13 protein-coding genes and 1 pseudogene are annotated in these 18410 nt (G+C 39.5%); 1 reads left to right on the top strand and 13 read right to left on the bottom strand.

The window, feature by feature from the left end:
• Positions 1-53: 53 nt before the first annotated feature.
• The 13 genes from HUN22_RS07945 to HUN22_RS07885 form a co-directional block, all read right to left on the bottom strand.
• Positions 54-1091 (bottom strand): DUF932 domain-containing protein, encoded by a 1038-nt coding sequence (locus HUN22_RS07945; RefSeq protein WP_174727852.1) that lies wholly within the window; start codon positions 1089-1091, stop codon positions 54-56.
• A gap of 54 nt (positions 1092-1145) precedes the next feature.
• Positions 1146-1439, bottom strand: a complete 294-nt coding sequence (locus HUN22_RS07940) for a hypothetical protein (RefSeq protein WP_174727849.1) — start codon at positions 1437-1439, stop codon at positions 1146-1148.
• An 80-nt stretch (positions 1440-1519) separates the two neighbouring features.
• Positions 1520-1849: a hypothetical protein gene (locus HUN22_RS07935; RefSeq protein WP_174727847.1), complete on the bottom strand. Its 330-nt coding sequence runs from the start codon at positions 1847-1849 to the stop codon at positions 1520-1522.
• Between the two features lie 59 nt (positions 1850-1908).
• Positions 1909-2601, bottom strand: coding sequence for a hypothetical protein (locus tag HUN22_RS07930; RefSeq protein ID WP_174727844.1), 693 nt, complete (start codon positions 2599-2601; stop codon positions 1909-1911).
• Positions 2602-2682: 81 nt separating this feature from the next.
• On the bottom strand, positions 2683-3708 hold the full coding sequence (locus tag HUN22_RS07925) for a J domain-containing protein (protein WP_174727855.1): 1026 nt from the start codon (positions 3706-3708) through the stop codon (positions 2683-2685).
• 73 nt (positions 3709-3781) lie between these two features.
• The gene (locus HUN22_RS07920) at positions 3782-3928 is read right to left on the bottom strand and encodes a hypothetical protein (RefSeq protein ID WP_174727841.1); all 147 of its coding nucleotides are present in this window, start codon (positions 3926-3928) and stop codon (positions 3782-3784) included.
• Between the two features lie 99 nt (positions 3929-4027).
• Positions 4028-4291 carry a hypothetical protein gene (locus HUN22_RS07915; protein WP_174727838.1) on the bottom strand — a complete coding sequence of 88 codons (264 nt, stop codon included), beginning with the start codon at positions 4289-4291 and terminating at the stop codon, positions 4028-4030.
• Positions 4292-4841: 550 nt separating this feature from the next.
• Positions 4842-7466: a BREX-1 system phosphatase PglZ type A gene (pglZ, locus tag HUN22_RS07910; protein WP_174727835.1), complete on the bottom strand. Its 2625-nt coding sequence runs from the start codon at positions 7464-7466 to the stop codon at positions 4842-4844.
• A complete protein-coding gene (locus tag HUN22_RS07905) occupies positions 7463-9400 on the bottom strand; it encodes a DUF262 domain-containing protein (protein WP_174727832.1) in 1938 nt (645 codons plus the stop codon). Before HUN22_RS07905 ends, pglZ begins: the two co-directional genes overlap by 4 nt.
• Positions 9400-12978, bottom strand: coding sequence for a BREX-1 system adenine-specific DNA-methyltransferase PglX (gene pglX / locus HUN22_RS07900; protein WP_174727829.1), 3579 nt, complete (start codon positions 12976-12978; stop codon positions 9400-9402). Before pglX ends, HUN22_RS07905 begins: the two co-directional genes overlap by 1 nt.
• A 47-nt stretch (positions 12979-13025) precedes the next feature.
• A complete protein-coding gene (gene brxC / locus HUN22_RS07895; RefSeq protein ID WP_174727826.1) occupies positions 13026-16700 on the bottom strand; it encodes a BREX system P-loop protein BrxC in 3675 nt (1224 codons plus the stop codon).
• 41 nt (positions 16701-16741) lie between these two features.
• Positions 16742-17317: a DUF1788 domain-containing protein gene (locus HUN22_RS07890; protein WP_174727823.1), complete on the bottom strand. Its 576-nt coding sequence runs from the start codon at positions 17315-17317 to the stop codon at positions 16742-16744.
• Between the two features lie 16 nt (positions 17318-17333).
• Positions 17334-17945, bottom strand: a complete 612-nt coding sequence (locus tag HUN22_RS07885; RefSeq protein ID WP_174727820.1) for a DUF1819 family protein — start codon at positions 17943-17945, stop codon at positions 17334-17336.
• A gap of 214 nt (positions 17946-18159) precedes the next feature.
• Between HUN22_RS07885 and HUN22_RS18130 the strand changes: the two are divergent.
• A pseudogene (locus HUN22_RS18130) lies at positions 18160-18382 on the top strand (hypothetical protein).
• Positions 18383-18410 lie beyond the last annotated feature (28 nt).

Raw genomic sequence — 18410 nt, 5'->3', positions numbered from 1 at the left:
AATGGAGCACTTCATCTAAAGAGCTCCAGAATATCCGATTTTTTAAGGAAAAATTATGAAGCCATTTTTAAGGCCTGTTCCAACCCTCTTTGCTTAATGTTAGCTCCCATCCCAAACCACGCTGAATTCAAACGATGATCACGACTCATTGCACGACGTTCATGATCAACAAATTCTGTAATACTACAAAGCAAACCATAAGCCGTATCTTTAGCAGAACTTAACTCTGCACCTCGTCCCTGTCCATTGAACATTTCCATAGCCTTCGCCATCGCTCGACCATTTGGTTCAGATTTGGAGTTTGATTTTTTGTCCATAGATGCTGCTTTAAGGTAATACTGAATAATACTTTCTTCTTGGTCTGTACTACTTAATGCGGTGTTATTAAACACTGCATCAAAGTAGGCTATTGCTTCCTGTTGGGTGACTTTACGTTGACTTAACTGTTTCATTTCATACATATGCTCATCCCAAGTCTTAATAGAAATACCCAGTTGCTGTTTGATTTTCTCTGCATCAAACTTGGTACTGTGTGGAACTTTTACAACACCCTCTCCACTAGTCTGTCCTCGTATCGCAATGCTCAAAGTGTTATTACACACTACACGTACACTGGTGAATTGTGCTGAGGTAGCTAACGTTCCATCACATGCTGTTGCTAATAAAATATAGCCATTACTCACATCTTTCCCTTTTAGTGCTGTCGATTGACCTGTTCTTGCCAATGCCCAGAATTTACGTCCACCTTTGAGTACTCCCGCTGTTTCCAGTTCAAAGCCCGATTGCTCGGTTAAATCTCGGTAAAATTCTAGAATCTCTTTAGGTTGTACTTCCTGATAACGCTGACTCACTACCGATAACGGTGCATGAGTATCTGAACGATAAAGCACTCGTTGTTCTTCATAAGGCATTAATATATTTTGTCCACGTTCATTCTTAGCCATATAACTGACATTGGATGATTCAATCCGCCAGTTCATGCCCGCCTGCTGTGCCCAAACTTCTATAGGTTGATTTCGAGTGAGCTGATTCCCTAGACCATGCCAAGGGGTTTGACCAATAAATGCCATAGTTTCTATTTGATGTGCCATGATTAGTTTCCTATTAAGTGATTTAAATAATTTGAAAGTTGTAAAAGATAAGAGTTATGAGAAGCCTGACTGCTGGATTTCAAAATGCTCCAGACATTGCTCACACTGATAATGCAAAGTCACCATATTGTCTTGATGCTGGACATAGAGCAGAAACATGCCACCAATAACCAAGCCAACAAAGCCACCCACTAAAGGATGAATAGGACTTCGCTTTGACAACTGCATACAGGCTGCTGCCAGAGACATCGGTGAGAAAGATGACAGCTTTGCAAATACACCTGAAGTAGGCTCTGTCTGGCGTAGTAATTTGATGTGTAATGAGTGACAGTAAGGGCACCGGTGCATGTATTTCTTCCTTAAATAAAAGGTGTAAAAAAACCACAAGCAATTGCTTGTGGCTTGATTAGATTTATGACTTTTTTAGATTAGCGATTTACTTTTGGAGTCGCTAATCCTTTCTTAGTACATGGTTGGATACTTTCAATATATTGCCCATCACCCGTGTCTTTAAAGAAACCATGTTTAGATTTGATTTCTAGACATTGCCCTTTCTTATAAGGTTTAACTTGAGGAACAACTTTAGCTGGTATTGCGTAACTATTTAAAATGACCTCACCTTTAGTTGTCGGAAATACAACTGATTCTTCACCATAGTAGACATTAGCTTTTAGAGTGATCTGCTCTGTTTTAGCGAAGGCAATAGAACTGACTGAAAAGCTTAAAATTCCACATGCGATAAGTTTGATTAGGCTCATGATATTTTCTCTTTTTAAATAAAATTAATAATTAAATGAATACTACAAACCAGTTTTAATTAGTGACCAAAACATGGCTGGTATCCTTCTTTAAGGACTTGATTGCTGTTCTTATCCCAACTCGCCACATACCAAGTACATTGGTAACGGTCAGAGTCCCATGCAGCACGATAGGTTATGGTATTGCCTTGTTGACTCCAGCCATCAACTCTTTTGGCAACCTGATCCGGATCAGAGCGCCCCCACACATTCATGAGATGCGACGCTAACATTTGGTCAATATTTGGAATAGTTGCTTTTAAATTGGCTGGAGCGGATTTGATTGGTTTTAGCCCGTAACGGGAAGCATTGGAACTTAAAGTTTTTCCTTCATGATACTCCGCATCTACTTCTGAACTAAGATGACCAATACTTGTATCTTGTGCTTTTGCCTGATCAACTGCAGCTATAGCTCCAGCAACTACATCGTCCTCAGCTTGAGAAGCTGCTGGTTTTGAATCAGAATCTTCCGCCATACTTTCAGTGCCAGTGAAATCTGATTCGGCGGGTTCTGATGCTGCTTGTGTTGAAGAGGATTGATTTTGTAGTTTAGATTGTTCTAAAGCCAGTTGAGCTAACTGAAGTTCAGTTTGGCTTTTTTGATGTTGATTAAATAAAATTCCACCTACAATTAACACGACCATCACTACTACAGTTAACAGCCAATACAACTGCGGAATTTTTTGAGTTGAATTAACATTGTTCTTTATCATATTGTCACCTTGAAATTGAGGATATATGGCGCTTTAGGGACGCCTTCATGGAGGTAATATGTAATTGAAAATTCTTTATTTTCAGTTATTGTCTAGATATTGCTTTAGCAATACTCTCGCCTGATTGAGTTGCTGTGCCTGTTGCTCAATGAGTTGTCTTACTGACTCTGGTAGGGTCTGGTATTTATCGGGATGGAACTCAGCCATCTTTTTTCGATAAGCAACTTGTAGGGTTTGCGCACTCAATAGCTCTGGCTGAATCTCAAGAAGTTTGCATGCTTGTCGTTGTTCATTATTCAAATCAGAAACTTTTTTCTGATTTTGTTCTTCCGCTAAACATTGATAGATAATTTTGACAAGGTCAGGAAAAACTGCCCTAGAGACATTCGATACTCGGCACAGGTGAACCATAAAGAGATTCGCTTGCTCTTTATCAATTTTTCCAAGTGCCATCATATAGACCAATCGCTCAATCATTTCCATACGAAGCTGATAAGCCAGCACATCCTTAAGCTCCGCAAAACGATGTAATAAATCTTCATAATCAAAGTTAGGATGTTCAGTTAGTAGGCTTTTAATATATTGCTGAGATGCTTCATCATTCAATTTGGCAAAATGATGAGATATGGCATGATTAGACTCAGTACTCCATCTACCTGTATTAAAAGTGATGAAGTAAGCAGATAGATCAATGATAATCTTGATATCTGCTTCAATCTTTGAAGAAGTCTGATGGCTTTCTCTTTTTCCCTGACAGATTTCATTGAGAAATTCAGCTAATGTTCGTACTGCTCCCTTGTCCAGTTGGGTAAAGCTCAGGGTGTCCAACCGATTAAGTACGATGCCATGATTAATAACTCCAATATCATCATCAACGCGATGAATAAGGTTTAAAGCATAAGCTACCTCTTCTCCAAAGCTTTCTTTATAAAAAAGCGTTGTTGCTGTGAGGCATAGCCCTGCTTTGGCACTACCAAAGACGGTATCGTCAATCAACATTAAGATGTCATCTGGATGAATCCCTTGGGGGAGATAACTCATAGCACCTTGTAGTTTTTTATAAGGAATAGCTGGCGCAAAATAAATGTTTTCACTGGCTCTGAGCATCAGCATCCAGCGGCTTTTTTGCAGTGACTCTATCGATATAACTGACATGGCAATCTCTTATTAGTTTTAGGTACTAGAACAACCAACGAAGAAAATCAGCAGGCCAAACAATTGCACGGCCTAATAAATACATATTTGAAATAACTGGATACTCCCAGATTAAATACAGCCAATAACCAAGAACGATTGTGAAATAAAGTCCAACCAATGGATGTTTCATTGTAAATTCCTCTTTTTTTAGATAAGCCTGTCCAACCCGCTACCTGATAGCAGCAGGTGGAATCAAAGGCTTAACTAAGATTTAATTTGAAAACTGCGTCTAAAGTTTATGTACGCATTGCTGACCAGACTGAAAAGATACCTCTTCGAAATCTTCGGGCACTTTTACTTGCATCATGCCAATAGCCGTGAGTTTCTTTTCACCATAATGTGCTTCCATCTTGTCGTAGAAGCACGAGCAGAAACTACGACTACCACCGTTATTCATACAGCCTTGCTTCATTCCCTTTTCAAATTGGGAAGAACAGCCGCTTAGAGAAATGACACAGACACTTAACGCAGCTAATAAAGTTTTATTGATCATTATTTTATCCAATGACATGGTCATGGAGCTTTGGCTTTTTTAAGCATTACAAAGCCCTGCCACGGTATATCTCACATGACATATTTATTAAGTTAAATTTTTAGACGAAAAAAACTAAAGCTTGAAAAACCAAAAGTTCATCAAACCCTATTAAAAACTAATCAGGCGGTATAAAAAGAATATGCATAGCCAACTCCTTTATCTTGGGAGTTCTGCCAAAGCATTAGAGAATTATGGTGGCAGAACGAAAGAGGGTTGACAGACTGATAGTAAAGAACCAGCACGCACAAGGCGTCCCCCTTCCGTCCTACCGCAACAAAAAGAGGGACGGGTGTTCCTACATCGAAAAACAAGTTTTCAATGCACTTTACTATTCGGCCTGTCAAAGCCGACTGGCAATGTAGGCCAGCAAGCAAAGGATAATGTGCAAAATTTAAGGTGTCAATGAGCTAGAAAGTAACTATTCCAAAGAGTGTTATTATTTTTCAGCTGATCTAGTTCTTTATCGTTAGCAGATTCCATATACGCTACGCTCTACATTAATTCGTTATCAGAAGAAGTCATCGGTAAATGCCAGATCAATAATGACCTTATAGCGCTGCATTTCGATATTCAAGTCTTTGTCCTTCAGCACTAGAAAGTAATCTTTCTTACGGTCAAAATCAGTACCAGACAATGACAGTCTGACCTGTTTTACCCGTTCCGCAACAGAGTCGGTACTGCTATCAAAGGTCAGAGTTTCTTCACTGGAAACTTTGAGATCCCCATCATAAATGGCAATCGATAAGGTCACAGGCATCACCAGCTCACTTACAGCTTCAGTTTGCATCAAATCAAACTTCTGGATGTTATTGACCATCTTCAAGGTAGATTTGGTGGAAATAACCTCAACTTTACGCTTGGTCCGTTGTCCGGCCTTTTCGCCACGTAGCTGTTTCACAGTCAGTACCGGCACCACAATTTCCTGAGGCATGATTCCGCCATGCACGAAACGTGAACCTCCTACAAAATGGAAACGGTTAGCACCTTTTGGAATCCAGAAATCAGTTGCTGATAGCGTCCCTGCCGTGGCTTGGGTTGAGCCTTTCCAAGCCTCCTTACTCTCTGGTAAACCATGTCCGATCACATAACGCTTCTTGCTCTTTAATGCTTTGGCAGGTTTTTCCGTCAAAGCCGAACGATCCGCAGATTCCAGTTTACTTTGTTGGAAGAGGAAACCATGGTCCGCAGTAATGAACAGCATGGAAATATTAAAATGCAGTAAGATTTTACGGCTGAGCTCGGTCAATTCCTCAATGGCATGTTCCACGGCCATAAAGGTTTCTGATTCTGTCGATGCACTGTCACCACGTGCATCAATGACGTTGTGATAAACGTAAATTAGATCATAGTCTTTGAGCACTTCACGACCTTCATCACGTGACCAGCCTTTTACAGTTTCAGCGGTCACTGCCAGACCATTATAGGCTGTCAGAATTTTGGATCGCGCTGTAGTCCCTTTACTTGACTGTCCATCCACCCATACATCATCACTTGGGGCCTCTTTGTACTCCAAAGTCTGGTGCGGCATTAACGAGGCCATACCGAGTGTGGTGTAACTTGGTACAACTCCCAGCTGTGAAGACAAGGTCGCTTCTGAATAACGCTTTTCATTGATACGATCACGCAGTTCTACAGCAGCTTCATAGCGGAAGGCATCACTAATAATCACCACAATACGGCGTTTAGTTGCAGAACTCAGTAATGGTCTGACGTGGGTATCATAGAAGTTTTGCTGATTTGGAATATCCGCAATTTTCCAGACATTCAGACGTTGCTCTGCTTCAATCCGCCCTCCCCAGTTGCGTGCCAGGTGATCGATAAACCAGTAGGAATAGCAATTTTCGATTTCTTCATCGAGTTTCTTCAGGATATCGACATGAGCTCGCTGAGAGGCGGCACTGTAATGGCGATAGGCCATATCAAAACGATATAATTCCCGCTCATAGGCTTTATACAATGCTTCGCTGGAATCGAAATAGAACCCGGAATCAAACTGTAGTCGCAGGCTGAACAGCTCAATTGCTGCCTGTAAAGCAGTATAGACGGTGCGATATTTGCGGCGTATTGCATCATCCTTATGTTTGGAAGCCCAATAACCATCCAAACGGCTAGAGATAACCGTTTTAAAACGTTCCAGTTCAGCTTTTGCTGCTGCAGGGATATGACTGGCCAGATCAACAATGATTTTCTGTTCAATCACCTCAAAGGTCATGACATCCAGCAGCTGTTCCACATCAAAGGCCCCGATCCTCTCCTGAATCCGTAGTGCATTGGCCACGGTTTGGGAAAGTGTATCGAAGGTTGGGTAGTATTTGGAGCTGTCTCGCCAGCGTGACAAGAAGGCTCTGGCCGTTGCACGGGAACTGACGGAAGACATCACCAGTTCTTGAGCCCATACCGATACATCGCCCAAACTTTCACAGAAACCTGTGATAATCAAACGGATAAAGAAAGTACCGAGCTTGAACGGTGCCTCCCCATTCAGCTCCCCAACCGATGCCGGGTAACCAATTTCCGCCTGTAATGCGGTAACTAAAGCTGGCACCAGTTGGAATTTTTCCAGTTCAGCAAAGGAGTTCGGATTCACCTCAAGGTCTAGATTGTGCTGTACCATTTCATCTGCCAGCGCCAGAACGATATGCATCAGCTCGGCACTGTCAGCCTTAACCACAACCGCAATCATGGCCATATCCAGATCCTGAACATCTGCATCAGGCTGGATATAGCGTTTTAATGCACTCAGACGGGCTTTGGCTTTAAGGAATTCTTCACGTTTGGTCAGATGTTCTCTTAAACTCTGCTGCTGCAAGCCAAGCTCATTGAAAATAATCGAGAAACGGTCGGCATAGAAGCTGCGAGAATATAGCTTGATGTCCAGTAACCAGTCTTTTTCGGTTTCCGGCTCAAGGCTTGGGAAATACAGCAAGTATTTGCCATGCTGATCTTGCAGTTCCAGTTTAAGTTTGATAGCCAGACTCGACTCTTCTGCCATATTCAGAATATGAACATCATTTAGCTCTAGGGCTTTGATTTCTTCAGTAAAGGACTGTTCAGTGTCGTACCAAAAAACAATTCGATGTTGTTCAGTATAAAAGGCTTGTTCCAGCCCCTTCTGCAGCTGATCCAGATTCATGCCACTACCTCTTTCTTTTCTGCAGGAACAGAAATTTGGATAGCATCTACATGAAGTAGTTTCCGTTTAAATGTCTCATCCCCTAATTCAATGTTCCATCTTTCTTCCATAAAACGAAGTAACTCTAGACCTCGTTCCACAATTTCTTGAGGGGTCCAATCTTTCTTAACGTTGACTTCATTTTCCGAAACAGATCCATTGTAATACCCTACTCCTTCACCATCATTTTTCTTCAAATCAAAACTATCTTTTTGTAATGACGAATTCTTAGCACGAGATAAAGGTAATAAATTTCCTAGGGAATGTAGCAGCCATTTTCGCTGTTGGCTTTCAAGATGAGAAAATCTACTGACCCAATATAGATCCGTATCTGTCTGCGGATAGATATGCTCTAGGGTCACATAGCCGTCCAAATTTTCAATGAACTCATGCCAATTTAATTTCGTAGCAGAGTTCTTGCCTTTTTCCTTTAGATAAAACTCATACTCATAAAGGAAATAGCGGACACCTTTCCATGAGTAGAATCCATCTCGAAACTTATATTTATCTTCGATGTAAGTGAAATAGTTATGTGGGTCAAAGAATCGTGTGATTAATCCCTCTATTGAATTAATCGTTGCATCAATTGAATTTTTCCCCATTAAAAGCTCACGTGCTAAACCATAGATTGCCGAGTCTCCCGTATTGGCACGTCGTTGACTCAAACTAAATAAAGTAAAAGCAAACCGCTCTGCAACTTTCAGTAATTCTGCAATCTTGGTTGCAGGAATATTGGTATTATAAGCAGCTAATATTAAAGGTCTAAATGCATTAAAACCTAAACGTCCTAGACGATCTAGCCATAATTGCTCATTATCAGAAAGGTTATTTCCTATTGGGAAATAAGGATTATGTAAATAGAACCAATTCATAACTGACTGCTGAAGACTCGCAACATACCCTTGAATTTCTTCAATTTTTAAAGTGTCTTCTGCATTTTTTGGATGCGTGATACAACGTGCATTAAATTTTTCATCCAACAGGAATTTTTTATAATCATCACCTTTATCACGACTGTATTTGAAATACATAATCCAATGGTTTTTTAAGAACTCATCATCTGGTAAAGGTTTTTCTGGATTTTTACCTAAATACTCATAAATGGTTTTCCACGCATCATTAATATTTTTTCTAAGTTTAGAACGTCCTTCATTGTCACGATATAATGTCGACAGATAAATCAATCGGTTTTTTAACAATTCCAAATTAGTTAAGGATTTACCCCGGTTATTCATAGTTTCAAAAGTAACGAATACATCGATCTCACCATCAATTTCATACAAGTTAAAACGCAATTTTTGCGTCAATTTTTTGTATAAAACAGTCACTTCTTCAAAGCTCAGTTCCTCTAATTTCTCTTTAAAGAATTTCTTTGCATTGAATAAATTGCGTGTATACAGTGTTTCCTGCAATTGATTGGTATAAGACTGAAAACCAAAAATTTTAGTCCTTAAAAACTCATCACTTGGGTTATCCTTTTCATAACCAAATATATAACTTTCGCGTATGCCATCTGTTGGTTTTATTTGAACAAATTTTTCTTTTAATTTTTCAACTGACTGATTTGCGATGCTTTTGCCCTCAGGAACTGTTTCAATAATTGCCTGTATTAAAATAATCGATGTTGTTAGTCGTTGTTGGCCATCCACCACAAAGTATGGTTTATAATCGAGATCATCGATCAACCATTCATCATCTTCCCACTTAGACCAAGTTTTACTGTCTACTGTTTCTAAGGTAATAACCCCTGTATAATGAACACGATCCGCTTTAAGCAGGGTTAAGTCTTCCCAGAAATCTTTTAACTGTTGTTTATGCCATGCATATCCCCTTTGGTAATCTGGAATACGAATAATTCTATTTTCAAAAATTTCATTTAAACTTTTTAATTTCATTATTTGTCCCCCGTCACTGCTTTCACTTCAGCCAACAAGTCGCCAAACTTGCCGTAGTTCACTTTCACTCCCTCATCAAGATCTAGAGGGATACGCTGATCGGCATAGTGACGCAGTTTTTCTTCAAAGGTACTGAGTTCAGCCTGTTGCTTATGCAAATCTTGCAGTTTTTTCTCGATACGTTTGATTTCAGCAGCAGAATCACTGTTTTCTATTTCACTTTCTAACGAATTCGAATATGCAGCCATTTTGGAAATCAGCGGCATCACGTATTCAGTACGCATACGCGCTAAAGTACTTTCATTATAGCGGTGCAAATATACCAATGCCTGGAAAGCTCCTTGCTTACCACTGCTAAATAGCCAGTAGATTGGTCGCTTTTTATAGGTCTGCATATGGTCTTTGTAAAACTTACTAGCAAGATAACGGCGAATAGTCTCTTTAGCGGTTTCATTGGCTTTTTTATCTAAGCTTTCTGCCAACCACTGCATATTGGCATCCAGTGTATCTTTGCCCCAAACCGCAGTTAAGAACTCTTTAACTCTATAAGAGGCTTCATCTTTATCAAACCAATCCATTCCTGTAATTGGAATAATACCATCCGCATCGGCAGGGAATGTTTGATAACGACTGGCATCAAAGTCTTGATTGCCTGTCTGGGCATAGATCAAGCCTGGATCGTCCAAGCTATACCGCCCCATCATGCAGCCCAGTGCATAAGACACTAAACGTTGGCTATCTTTTTCACGGTCGGCACGGGTTAAGGTAATTTGCTCATCAGGTACATCAGGTGTGAGTTCATCCTGTAAACCATAGGCTTCAATAAACAGCTTATTGTTTTCTTCTTCCAGACATTTCATTTCAGCCACAACGTTAGAATTTTGCTGCTGCCATGTTTTAAATGCTTGTTCTAGGTTTGATTGTTGGGTACCAATGATTGGGTTTTGACTAAATTCCCATGAGACTTCCAATTGATTCCAATTATTACGAGAAATCTCTATAGCTTTATAAGCTAAGGAATTTTCTTTATCGATATAAGGCATCGCTGCCATATTACCCGGTTGTATGTTGAAAGTTGGATTAATCACGTCCATATAAAATCTGCCAACTTTGCTACATAATAATGATAGAACATTAAATAATTTTGGTTGTTCAGAAACTGCACACATTCCAGATGCATCATCAAATAAATAACCTGCTGGCGAGTATCGGAAACTCGGAAATGACGATGTGATTTTGCTCCAAATTATGGCAGGTTTAAAAATATATTCTAAATTATGATTTGTTGAACCACCTTTCCATCCTAACTTTTCCATATTAAGTAATTTGTAACCATCGTTTTCCCAATCAACAATACTTAAGTTATTACCATACCATTGTCTATATTCTCCTCCTTTTTGATATGGAAACCATTTTTTTAAACTTTCAAGAGCTTCTTCTCTAGATGCAATATTAAAACCTATTTTACTAATTGATACTTCAAACCAATGTCGAACAAAATACTCATTATCACGAGTGCACATCCCTTTTCGAGGATGAGAAATTTTCCCTAATGCCTGACTGTTTTCTAAAGCAATATAAGCTCTACTACTTAACCAATAAGCTACAGGGCTACCAGGAATTTTCTTAAAGTCATCTGGTTTTGCTGTTTTTAATCGTTCATTTTGAACAGGGAATTGTTTCGGTACACCATGCTCATTTACATCATCATTTTTACAATAAGAAAAACTGCAAGCATAATCTCTGATATATTTATTCATCATTACAGTTGCAGCCGTACCAAAAGAAATGCCCATTACGCCATTGCCCATATGTACCAGACAAGATAGCGTTCTATCCTGTAGTAATTTTTGACGCATTGCTTCATAAGAGGATAAGAACATCCAACTTTGCATGGTCACCATACTGTTAAAACCACTTTCCTTGCACCATGCGGAACCACGCTCAATAAACATAGCAAATAGGTCAGACTTGCTATCCGTAAATTTCTTTTTTGCAAAATCTTTAAGCGCTGTATTCATCCCCTTACCCCCCATATACGGCGGGTTAGCAATTACTGCATCATATTTTTTAGCTAAGAATTTTGCTTGAATCACCATAGGCAATAATTTTTTAGCAGCAGCTTTCTGTAAACTATCACCCTCACTAGCTAACTCTTCTAAGGTGTTCTGAAAGTCAACAAAATCTTGTTCTGAACTATCCATGCGAATTAAAGAACCAAAAGTTGTAGCTTCTTTAAACTTCTCGACCAGTTCTTGAATTAAAATATAACGTGCATCATTGCCTGGACTGCTTAAATCATTTTGGTCGTTACCGAAAAGGTCGACATGACTGCCTTTTTGCCATGCTTGATTTAAGTTGAGATCTTGCCAGATTTGATCTGCATCCAGCCCCTGACTGTCCTGTAAAGCAATAATATTCAGTTTTGGTGGATTGCTAAATAAACGGCGGTCATCTTCACGCGCTTTCATCAACAATGCAAAACTAGCTAACTGTGCAGCACGAGTATCAATATCAATCCCGTACAGGTTATTTTCCAAAATCAAACGTGGAATATCACGACTACGATAACCACGTTCTAAGTAGATTGCTTTTAAACAATCATAGGCTTCTACCAGAATATGACCCGAACCGCACGCTGGATCGAGTACCATCATACTTTCAGGGTTTAAAGTATCGCCATCTTCACTAATGCGTACATCAATCAACTGTTTTAATTGTGCATTGACCTCATCAGTTTGTTCCGCTGGCTGAATATAATATTCCCAACTACTCGCTAGCGTACTTTCTGGATGTGCCATCATCCATAGACGACCAACACTATTCTGCACCAGATATTTTACAATCCAGTTTGGCGTGAATAACTGTGTCGCTGCTGGAATGTCTTCACTTTTAACGACTTTACCAATCACCTTATCTTTCTTTTCAGAAATGTAGAACTGGTATAGCCAACCAATAATCTGAACATCTGACCAGTCTTCTTCTGGAATGCTGCTCACTAAATCACGGATCAAAGAATCGGTTTTAGTCAGGTTATCTGGCAGTAACAACTCAGATTCATCGGAGACTTGTTCAAACAATAATGGCATCACCTGATTCAACGCATGACACTGTGACAGTAACAGTTCTCGGTATAGCTCTTCATCTTTATTGCCGTCCAACTTTAGTTCAGCCACACGACTGGCATTTAAACCCTGTAGGTCGATGTCTAAACATTCTTCCAGAATCTGCGGCAAGCCTGCACTACCATCAGCACTGCTCAGCACACGACGACCATGATCCAGTAAACCTTTACATTCCATATAGCGAATCGCGCATAGACGGTTAAACCAACTGTAAGCGATATAATCAATCGTCTGCTCGAAACTACTGGACTGAATACGCTTGATCAGCTTCTCACGTGGTTCCATCACTGATAATGGAAAAATCTGATCCCCAATCAGTAAAAGATCCCCTTTCTGTTCTGCTGGCAGAATTTTGTTGGGTGTAATGCAATACTTTGCAGCCTGCTTTCGCATGGCTGCAATAAAATAATTTCGTGCTTGCGGTGCATATCTTTTAATATTACTGGTATTCATGTTCAAACCTTAAATTAATGACTAATGACAATATCCATCCCCCCCCGTTAACGGATACGCACACGCTTTTTGTCACTCACGATTTTTTTCAATTCAACTTCGAGTACTTTTATGAATTGTTCAACCGATTCTTCTGTTTCAAGATAAACACTATTCGAGGTCTTGCTATAAATACTTGCCACATCGACTTCCACAACAGGTTTTGGTGGCACTACAACAATAGCAGGTTGTACAGGAATCGTAGCAGCTGAAACTTTTGCTGTGCTAAAAGTGGTTGAGTTACTGCTTACACTTTCTGCTTTGCTTTGAGCCAGTTGAGTAGCCTGACGTTGGATCTCTAACCGGACTTCTCGCTCCAGTTCATACAAAGCCTCATCAAAACGTTCTACAGCAGTTTGAGTTTGCAGCATAAATATATTTGAAAGGCTGCTTTCAACTTCAATATCGGATTTAAGCAATTGTAGTGGGCGCAGTAATTTATTACTCAATTCAGCCGTGGCAATACCACTATTTTTGATTTCAACTTCCAGCTGTTTGATCTTGTCATCAATTTGCTCTACCGCATGACTACGCTTCCCACTCAACAGTCGCTCATTGACGCTTTCAACTGTTCGAACTAAATCAGCCACTTTATTCAATAGACCGTATGGTGATTCAGCTGTTGCGATACGGTGCAACTCAGTTAAAGTAGTTTTTGCTAATGGATCATTACTGAGAGCCTGTTTATTTTTCTCAAAATGGCGTAACGCATGTTGCAACTGTTGCCAGCTCTGCAACTGATTACTAAAGAATTCGTGAATATCGCGGTAATCCTCCTCTAGATCCAGATAATCATCTTTGTTCTCTACGACTATCTTAAAGAAATCGAAACTGTCGCTATTGGCGAGTAAGCGTTCCAGTGTCAGAATCGACTGCTCAATCACCTTTTTACCTGGGAATTGTCCAACATCCGTTTTGCTCTTGTATGACTTAAAGTTTGCCAACCAATTCTTTAAGCGTTGTGTATAAAATTCGAAAAGTTCTTTCTCTGTTGCCGGCCCCATTGCCGAAAACAAATCTTGTGTTAACTGACGTGCCTGTTTTAGCACCTGATCATCAGTTTGACGTTTTTTAATAATGGAAACATCACGACGACGACGGCTATTTTGTAAGGGTTCAAAAGCATCTTTCAGCTGTAAGGTTCCCCCATTGAGCTGCAATGAAATACGACCAATCGCAGCCAGCTGCCCCATCAGTAGTAAAATTTCAGCATCAGGCCAACCATAAGGACGTTTTGTAAAACGCTCAATCACGTCAGAAACTAAAATACGATCTGTGCCTGTAGCACGTAGTGAAATATACTGTTCAACTTCATGCAATGCTTTAGGATTACTCTGAGCACCATCCAAAGATAATCCGAGCTGTGCCATATCATCTACAGTTAAAACTGCATTTAATTCTCGCCAAGCATCTTGCTGATAGACTTGTAAATAGCCTAGTTTGTTATACGTATTTTCTAGAAGATAACGACAAGCTTCATCCAGTTTTGTCGTAGAGCTTGATGATGAAAGCTGTAGGTGTTGTCCCAAAGCATAGCAATCCGCATCCAACAACATTTCTTCGATACGAGTACGCAGGCGTTTTTTTCGCTCCTGATTCTCACGACCTCGATCTGCAAGAATTCGAGTGATGTCTGACTGAGTACCGTCATCATTTAAACGAATAAACTTATTGGTTTTCAGCCAAGTTCTTAATTCACTAAAGAACAGTTTATCATCTGTGAGTTTTAATAGAATTTGCCCTTCCGCCTCAGCACTTTGCCCAATACAAAAGGCTTCCGTATAAAGACTGTATTCTGTATCTAATGGAGAAATAATTTCAACTTTCAAATCACTCTCATATTTGCCATCTAGACTATGGCCATCCAGAAAACGTCCAATCTGATAGTCCATCTTGTTGGCCTGATGGCGGTATTTGTTCTGATCCCGCAGTAAATCTTTAAAGATCAGATTGGCTAACTCTTTATTTTCTTCAGAAGCGGATAGATCGGTAGCTTTAATTTTGCGAGTAATATCACGTTCTTCATTGGTCAGAAATAAGAACTCATCACCATTACGAGTAATCAGGCTTTCTTTTTCCAAACGCTGTAAGCACTCTTCAATTCGTTTCCGTAAAGCCAATTTATCTTCGTCAATTTTCTCAATCGATAAAGTCACTAAGTTATCGAGCGTGCCTTTGATGATGTCAACGTAGCGAATCATAAAGAGCGTCCGTAGCATTTGCACATCAAAACTGTCTAGCGTCTTATTTCCACCAGCTTGGTCAATCGTACGTTTCACAGCGGTATCCAAGAAGCCTTCTACCGATGCATAAAATCTGTGGAAAGGGATCAGTGTACCTACTTCATCTGTAGCAATCGCATTGGCAGCCATCTGAAATGCATCTAACATTGAACGCTCACCATATGCGAGATGTGCACCAGTAGCACCAACTTTTCTAATTTCTTCGAATACTTTTTGCACTAATTGGAAGTGATAAGGTGCGAACGGATAGTTATTAATGAAACTGTCAGCTCCATCAAAATTTTTGAGTGTGGGCCCTGAACGATCGAAGCTAATTTGATTTTTTAAAATATCACCTTTTTGCTCAAACACAGCTCTAAGTAAAGTCTCGGCTTCAGGCTTCTTACGTAATAAGCGTTTCTGGATGACTTCGTCAGTATTCGAACTCGATAACGATAAACGCGTTTTAAAACGCCCAGCAATTTTAGAGAAGTCATTAGCTTTTGAAGAGGATAGCTCACCTAACACAGCATCCATATCCGCCTGTGAAGTCACAATAATCCAAGCACGGCCTTTACAGATCGTACCTAGATTTTCAGTAATGGTTTGTAAGGTCAGCATCAAACGAGTATCACTGCCTATAAACTGTCCGACTTCATCAACTAGGAACAACATACGTTGTTGTGTTCCTTTGCTATCCAGATATTCTTTCACCCACTGACAGAAGTTTTCTACAGAAACACTAAAGGTTTGTTCAGAATCTTCAAACCATTTATGTGCAGCTTCGGATGAAAGGCCGAGTACGTGAGAAATCGCTTTTTCCACATCATCTTGATAGAACTGGTAACCATCACGTTCCTCTGACCAAGACATACCACTAGATTCTTCAAATGCTTTTTTAAATGTTTCGTAAACACCCTTCTGGCTCAGGTGACGTTCCATATGAGCAATGTGTGGGTGATCCGCACTAAATCCCTGATACTCGTTAAATACCCTTAAAAATACATTCAGGATCGGATTACCATCATCGTTGGAACTGGCTTTACTGTCGATATTAAATAAGATGACATCAGCATGTTGGCTAACGGCCTTTCCAATATCGGCACGGATAAACGCATCACGAATTTTGCTTTCATCAAAAAAATCGGCTGCACTGCGCTCATGACCATCTGCGTCATGTGCTACTTTATTCGCTAAAATATAAGATAGCGTTTTAAGAAAATGTGACTTACCCGAACCAAAGAATCCCGAAATCCAAACACCTACTCGATTGGCAATGGATGGATCACTCAAGTCCGTACCATACGACTGGAAAAAGTCACGAAAATGTTTTTCCAACTCATTGGTAACCACATACTCATCAAGTTCCTGATAAACTGTTGCATCATCATCTTGATCAGCCTTTACAACCCCGTTAATTGCACGATCAAGTGGCTTATAAAAAAGTTCTTTAATATTCATATCAATCAATATCCTGATTTTTATATATTTTATGTGCCGTGTTATGGCACTAATTTGAATGCTCTGTAATAGTTGTTGCTTGGAATTTTTCCAAATAAACTCATGCTTTGACCATCGTAATAACCAGGATAAAACAGCAATACAGGCTTATGACCTAGCAAAGAATGTAAGCTATTCAATAAGTGATGTGCTCTTAACAAGGGCCACACTGAACCAATGCCACTTATTAAAACAATATCTTGCTCATTGGTCGCATATTTACTCACCAAATATGGGGCGAACTTATCCATATGTAAGGGGCCCTTCAATGCTTTTAATAACGCGTCATCACCTTTGGCTTTTTGCATCTGAATAGCCTTATCCATAAAGTTACGTTCAGTTAAATAATCCACTAAACTTTGCAATAAGTTGATATGGAGGACTCGGAGATGACTGTATTTTTTAGCCAACATCTCTTCAAAAAATTGAATATATTCACGAACTTTCAATTCATCCTCAGGCGCATAGTCGAAAATCCAAAAACCAATCTCATTACCTAAACCTTGCCCAGTTAAGAATTCGGTGGAAGTAATCTTGTCTTGTATTTGATTTAGACGATCATCAATTATTAGACTCATTGTGGCCCCTTCACGACTAACGTAACCATATCGAAACTTCCATACATTTTTTAGTACGCTTTTTATAGTACTCTTCTAACAACATACGTAACTCAGCTCGAATGATCACACGTTGTAATTTCATTTTTCGGGTGCTATTCAAGTAACCAGCTTCAGTTAGGATACGGAATACTACCTGCCCCATTTTTTTCTTACTAGATTCTTTCCATTCATTAATTCCTTGATCACGATATGAACGTTCTTCTAGGAAATCCAACCAAACATAGTTAGCTAGTTGTTCAGTCTGAGAAATATAAGCCTCACGCAACACTGTCTCCATAAATTCAACTAGCAATATGTTACGCTCCAATGTTCCACAAAAAGCTACCTGAGTGGCTAACTCATCATCACCATCTCGTAATGCTTTCCAGAAAGCAGGCCCTAAACATTCTAAACGTTTCCGAATGGCACTAGCATTTCTCTGTGCAGAAGCCACAGTTCTTTTCTGTAGAACATTTTCAATTTGAATTGCCTGCAACCATTGCTCTGTCGTTGCTTGACATAACAGCAAATCTGCAATTATTCGGCTTTCACGGACCATTAAAGAACCGCCAAGGAGATCACCGTCATAATGAAATTGCTCTAACATATCCAATCTCCTTTATGACTTTGAGTTACTGAACAAATTAAACGAGTCATTTTAACCAAAATTGCAAAGGAGTTCTGAGCTATTTTGCATCATTCATAACAAGACCCATTATTCAAAGTATCTAAAATAAAGATTTGATTTTGGGTTAACTCACAATTGGAAGTAAAAGAGATTTAGAGATAAAAATGAACGCTTAAACTGTCATTATGGAGCACTGTATGGACAAGAATATTCTCATGCACATGATGAGTTCATTTTTAAAGACAAACGAGCAGGAAAACAGATTCGTTATCGTAAACAGACTTTAGACTTCATACCGCCACAAAAGTTTTTTAGCAGAGAAAAGCTCCTATATCTTTGCCTATCATCATGCTATAAAGTTGTTTAAAAATTCAGATTTACTTTATCTACTTCTCCTAAAAGTATCTATAAAATGAAAACTTAGAGAACAAAATGCTATATTGC

It is taken from the genome of Acinetobacter lactucae (assembly GCF_013344765.1).
In the GTDB taxonomy this organism is placed as follows: domain Bacteria; phylum Pseudomonadota; class Gammaproteobacteria; order Pseudomonadales; family Moraxellaceae; genus Acinetobacter; species Acinetobacter lactucae_A.
The sequence above is the reverse complement of the archived record's forward strand: the minus strand, read 5'-3'. Positions and strand labels throughout refer to the sequence as shown.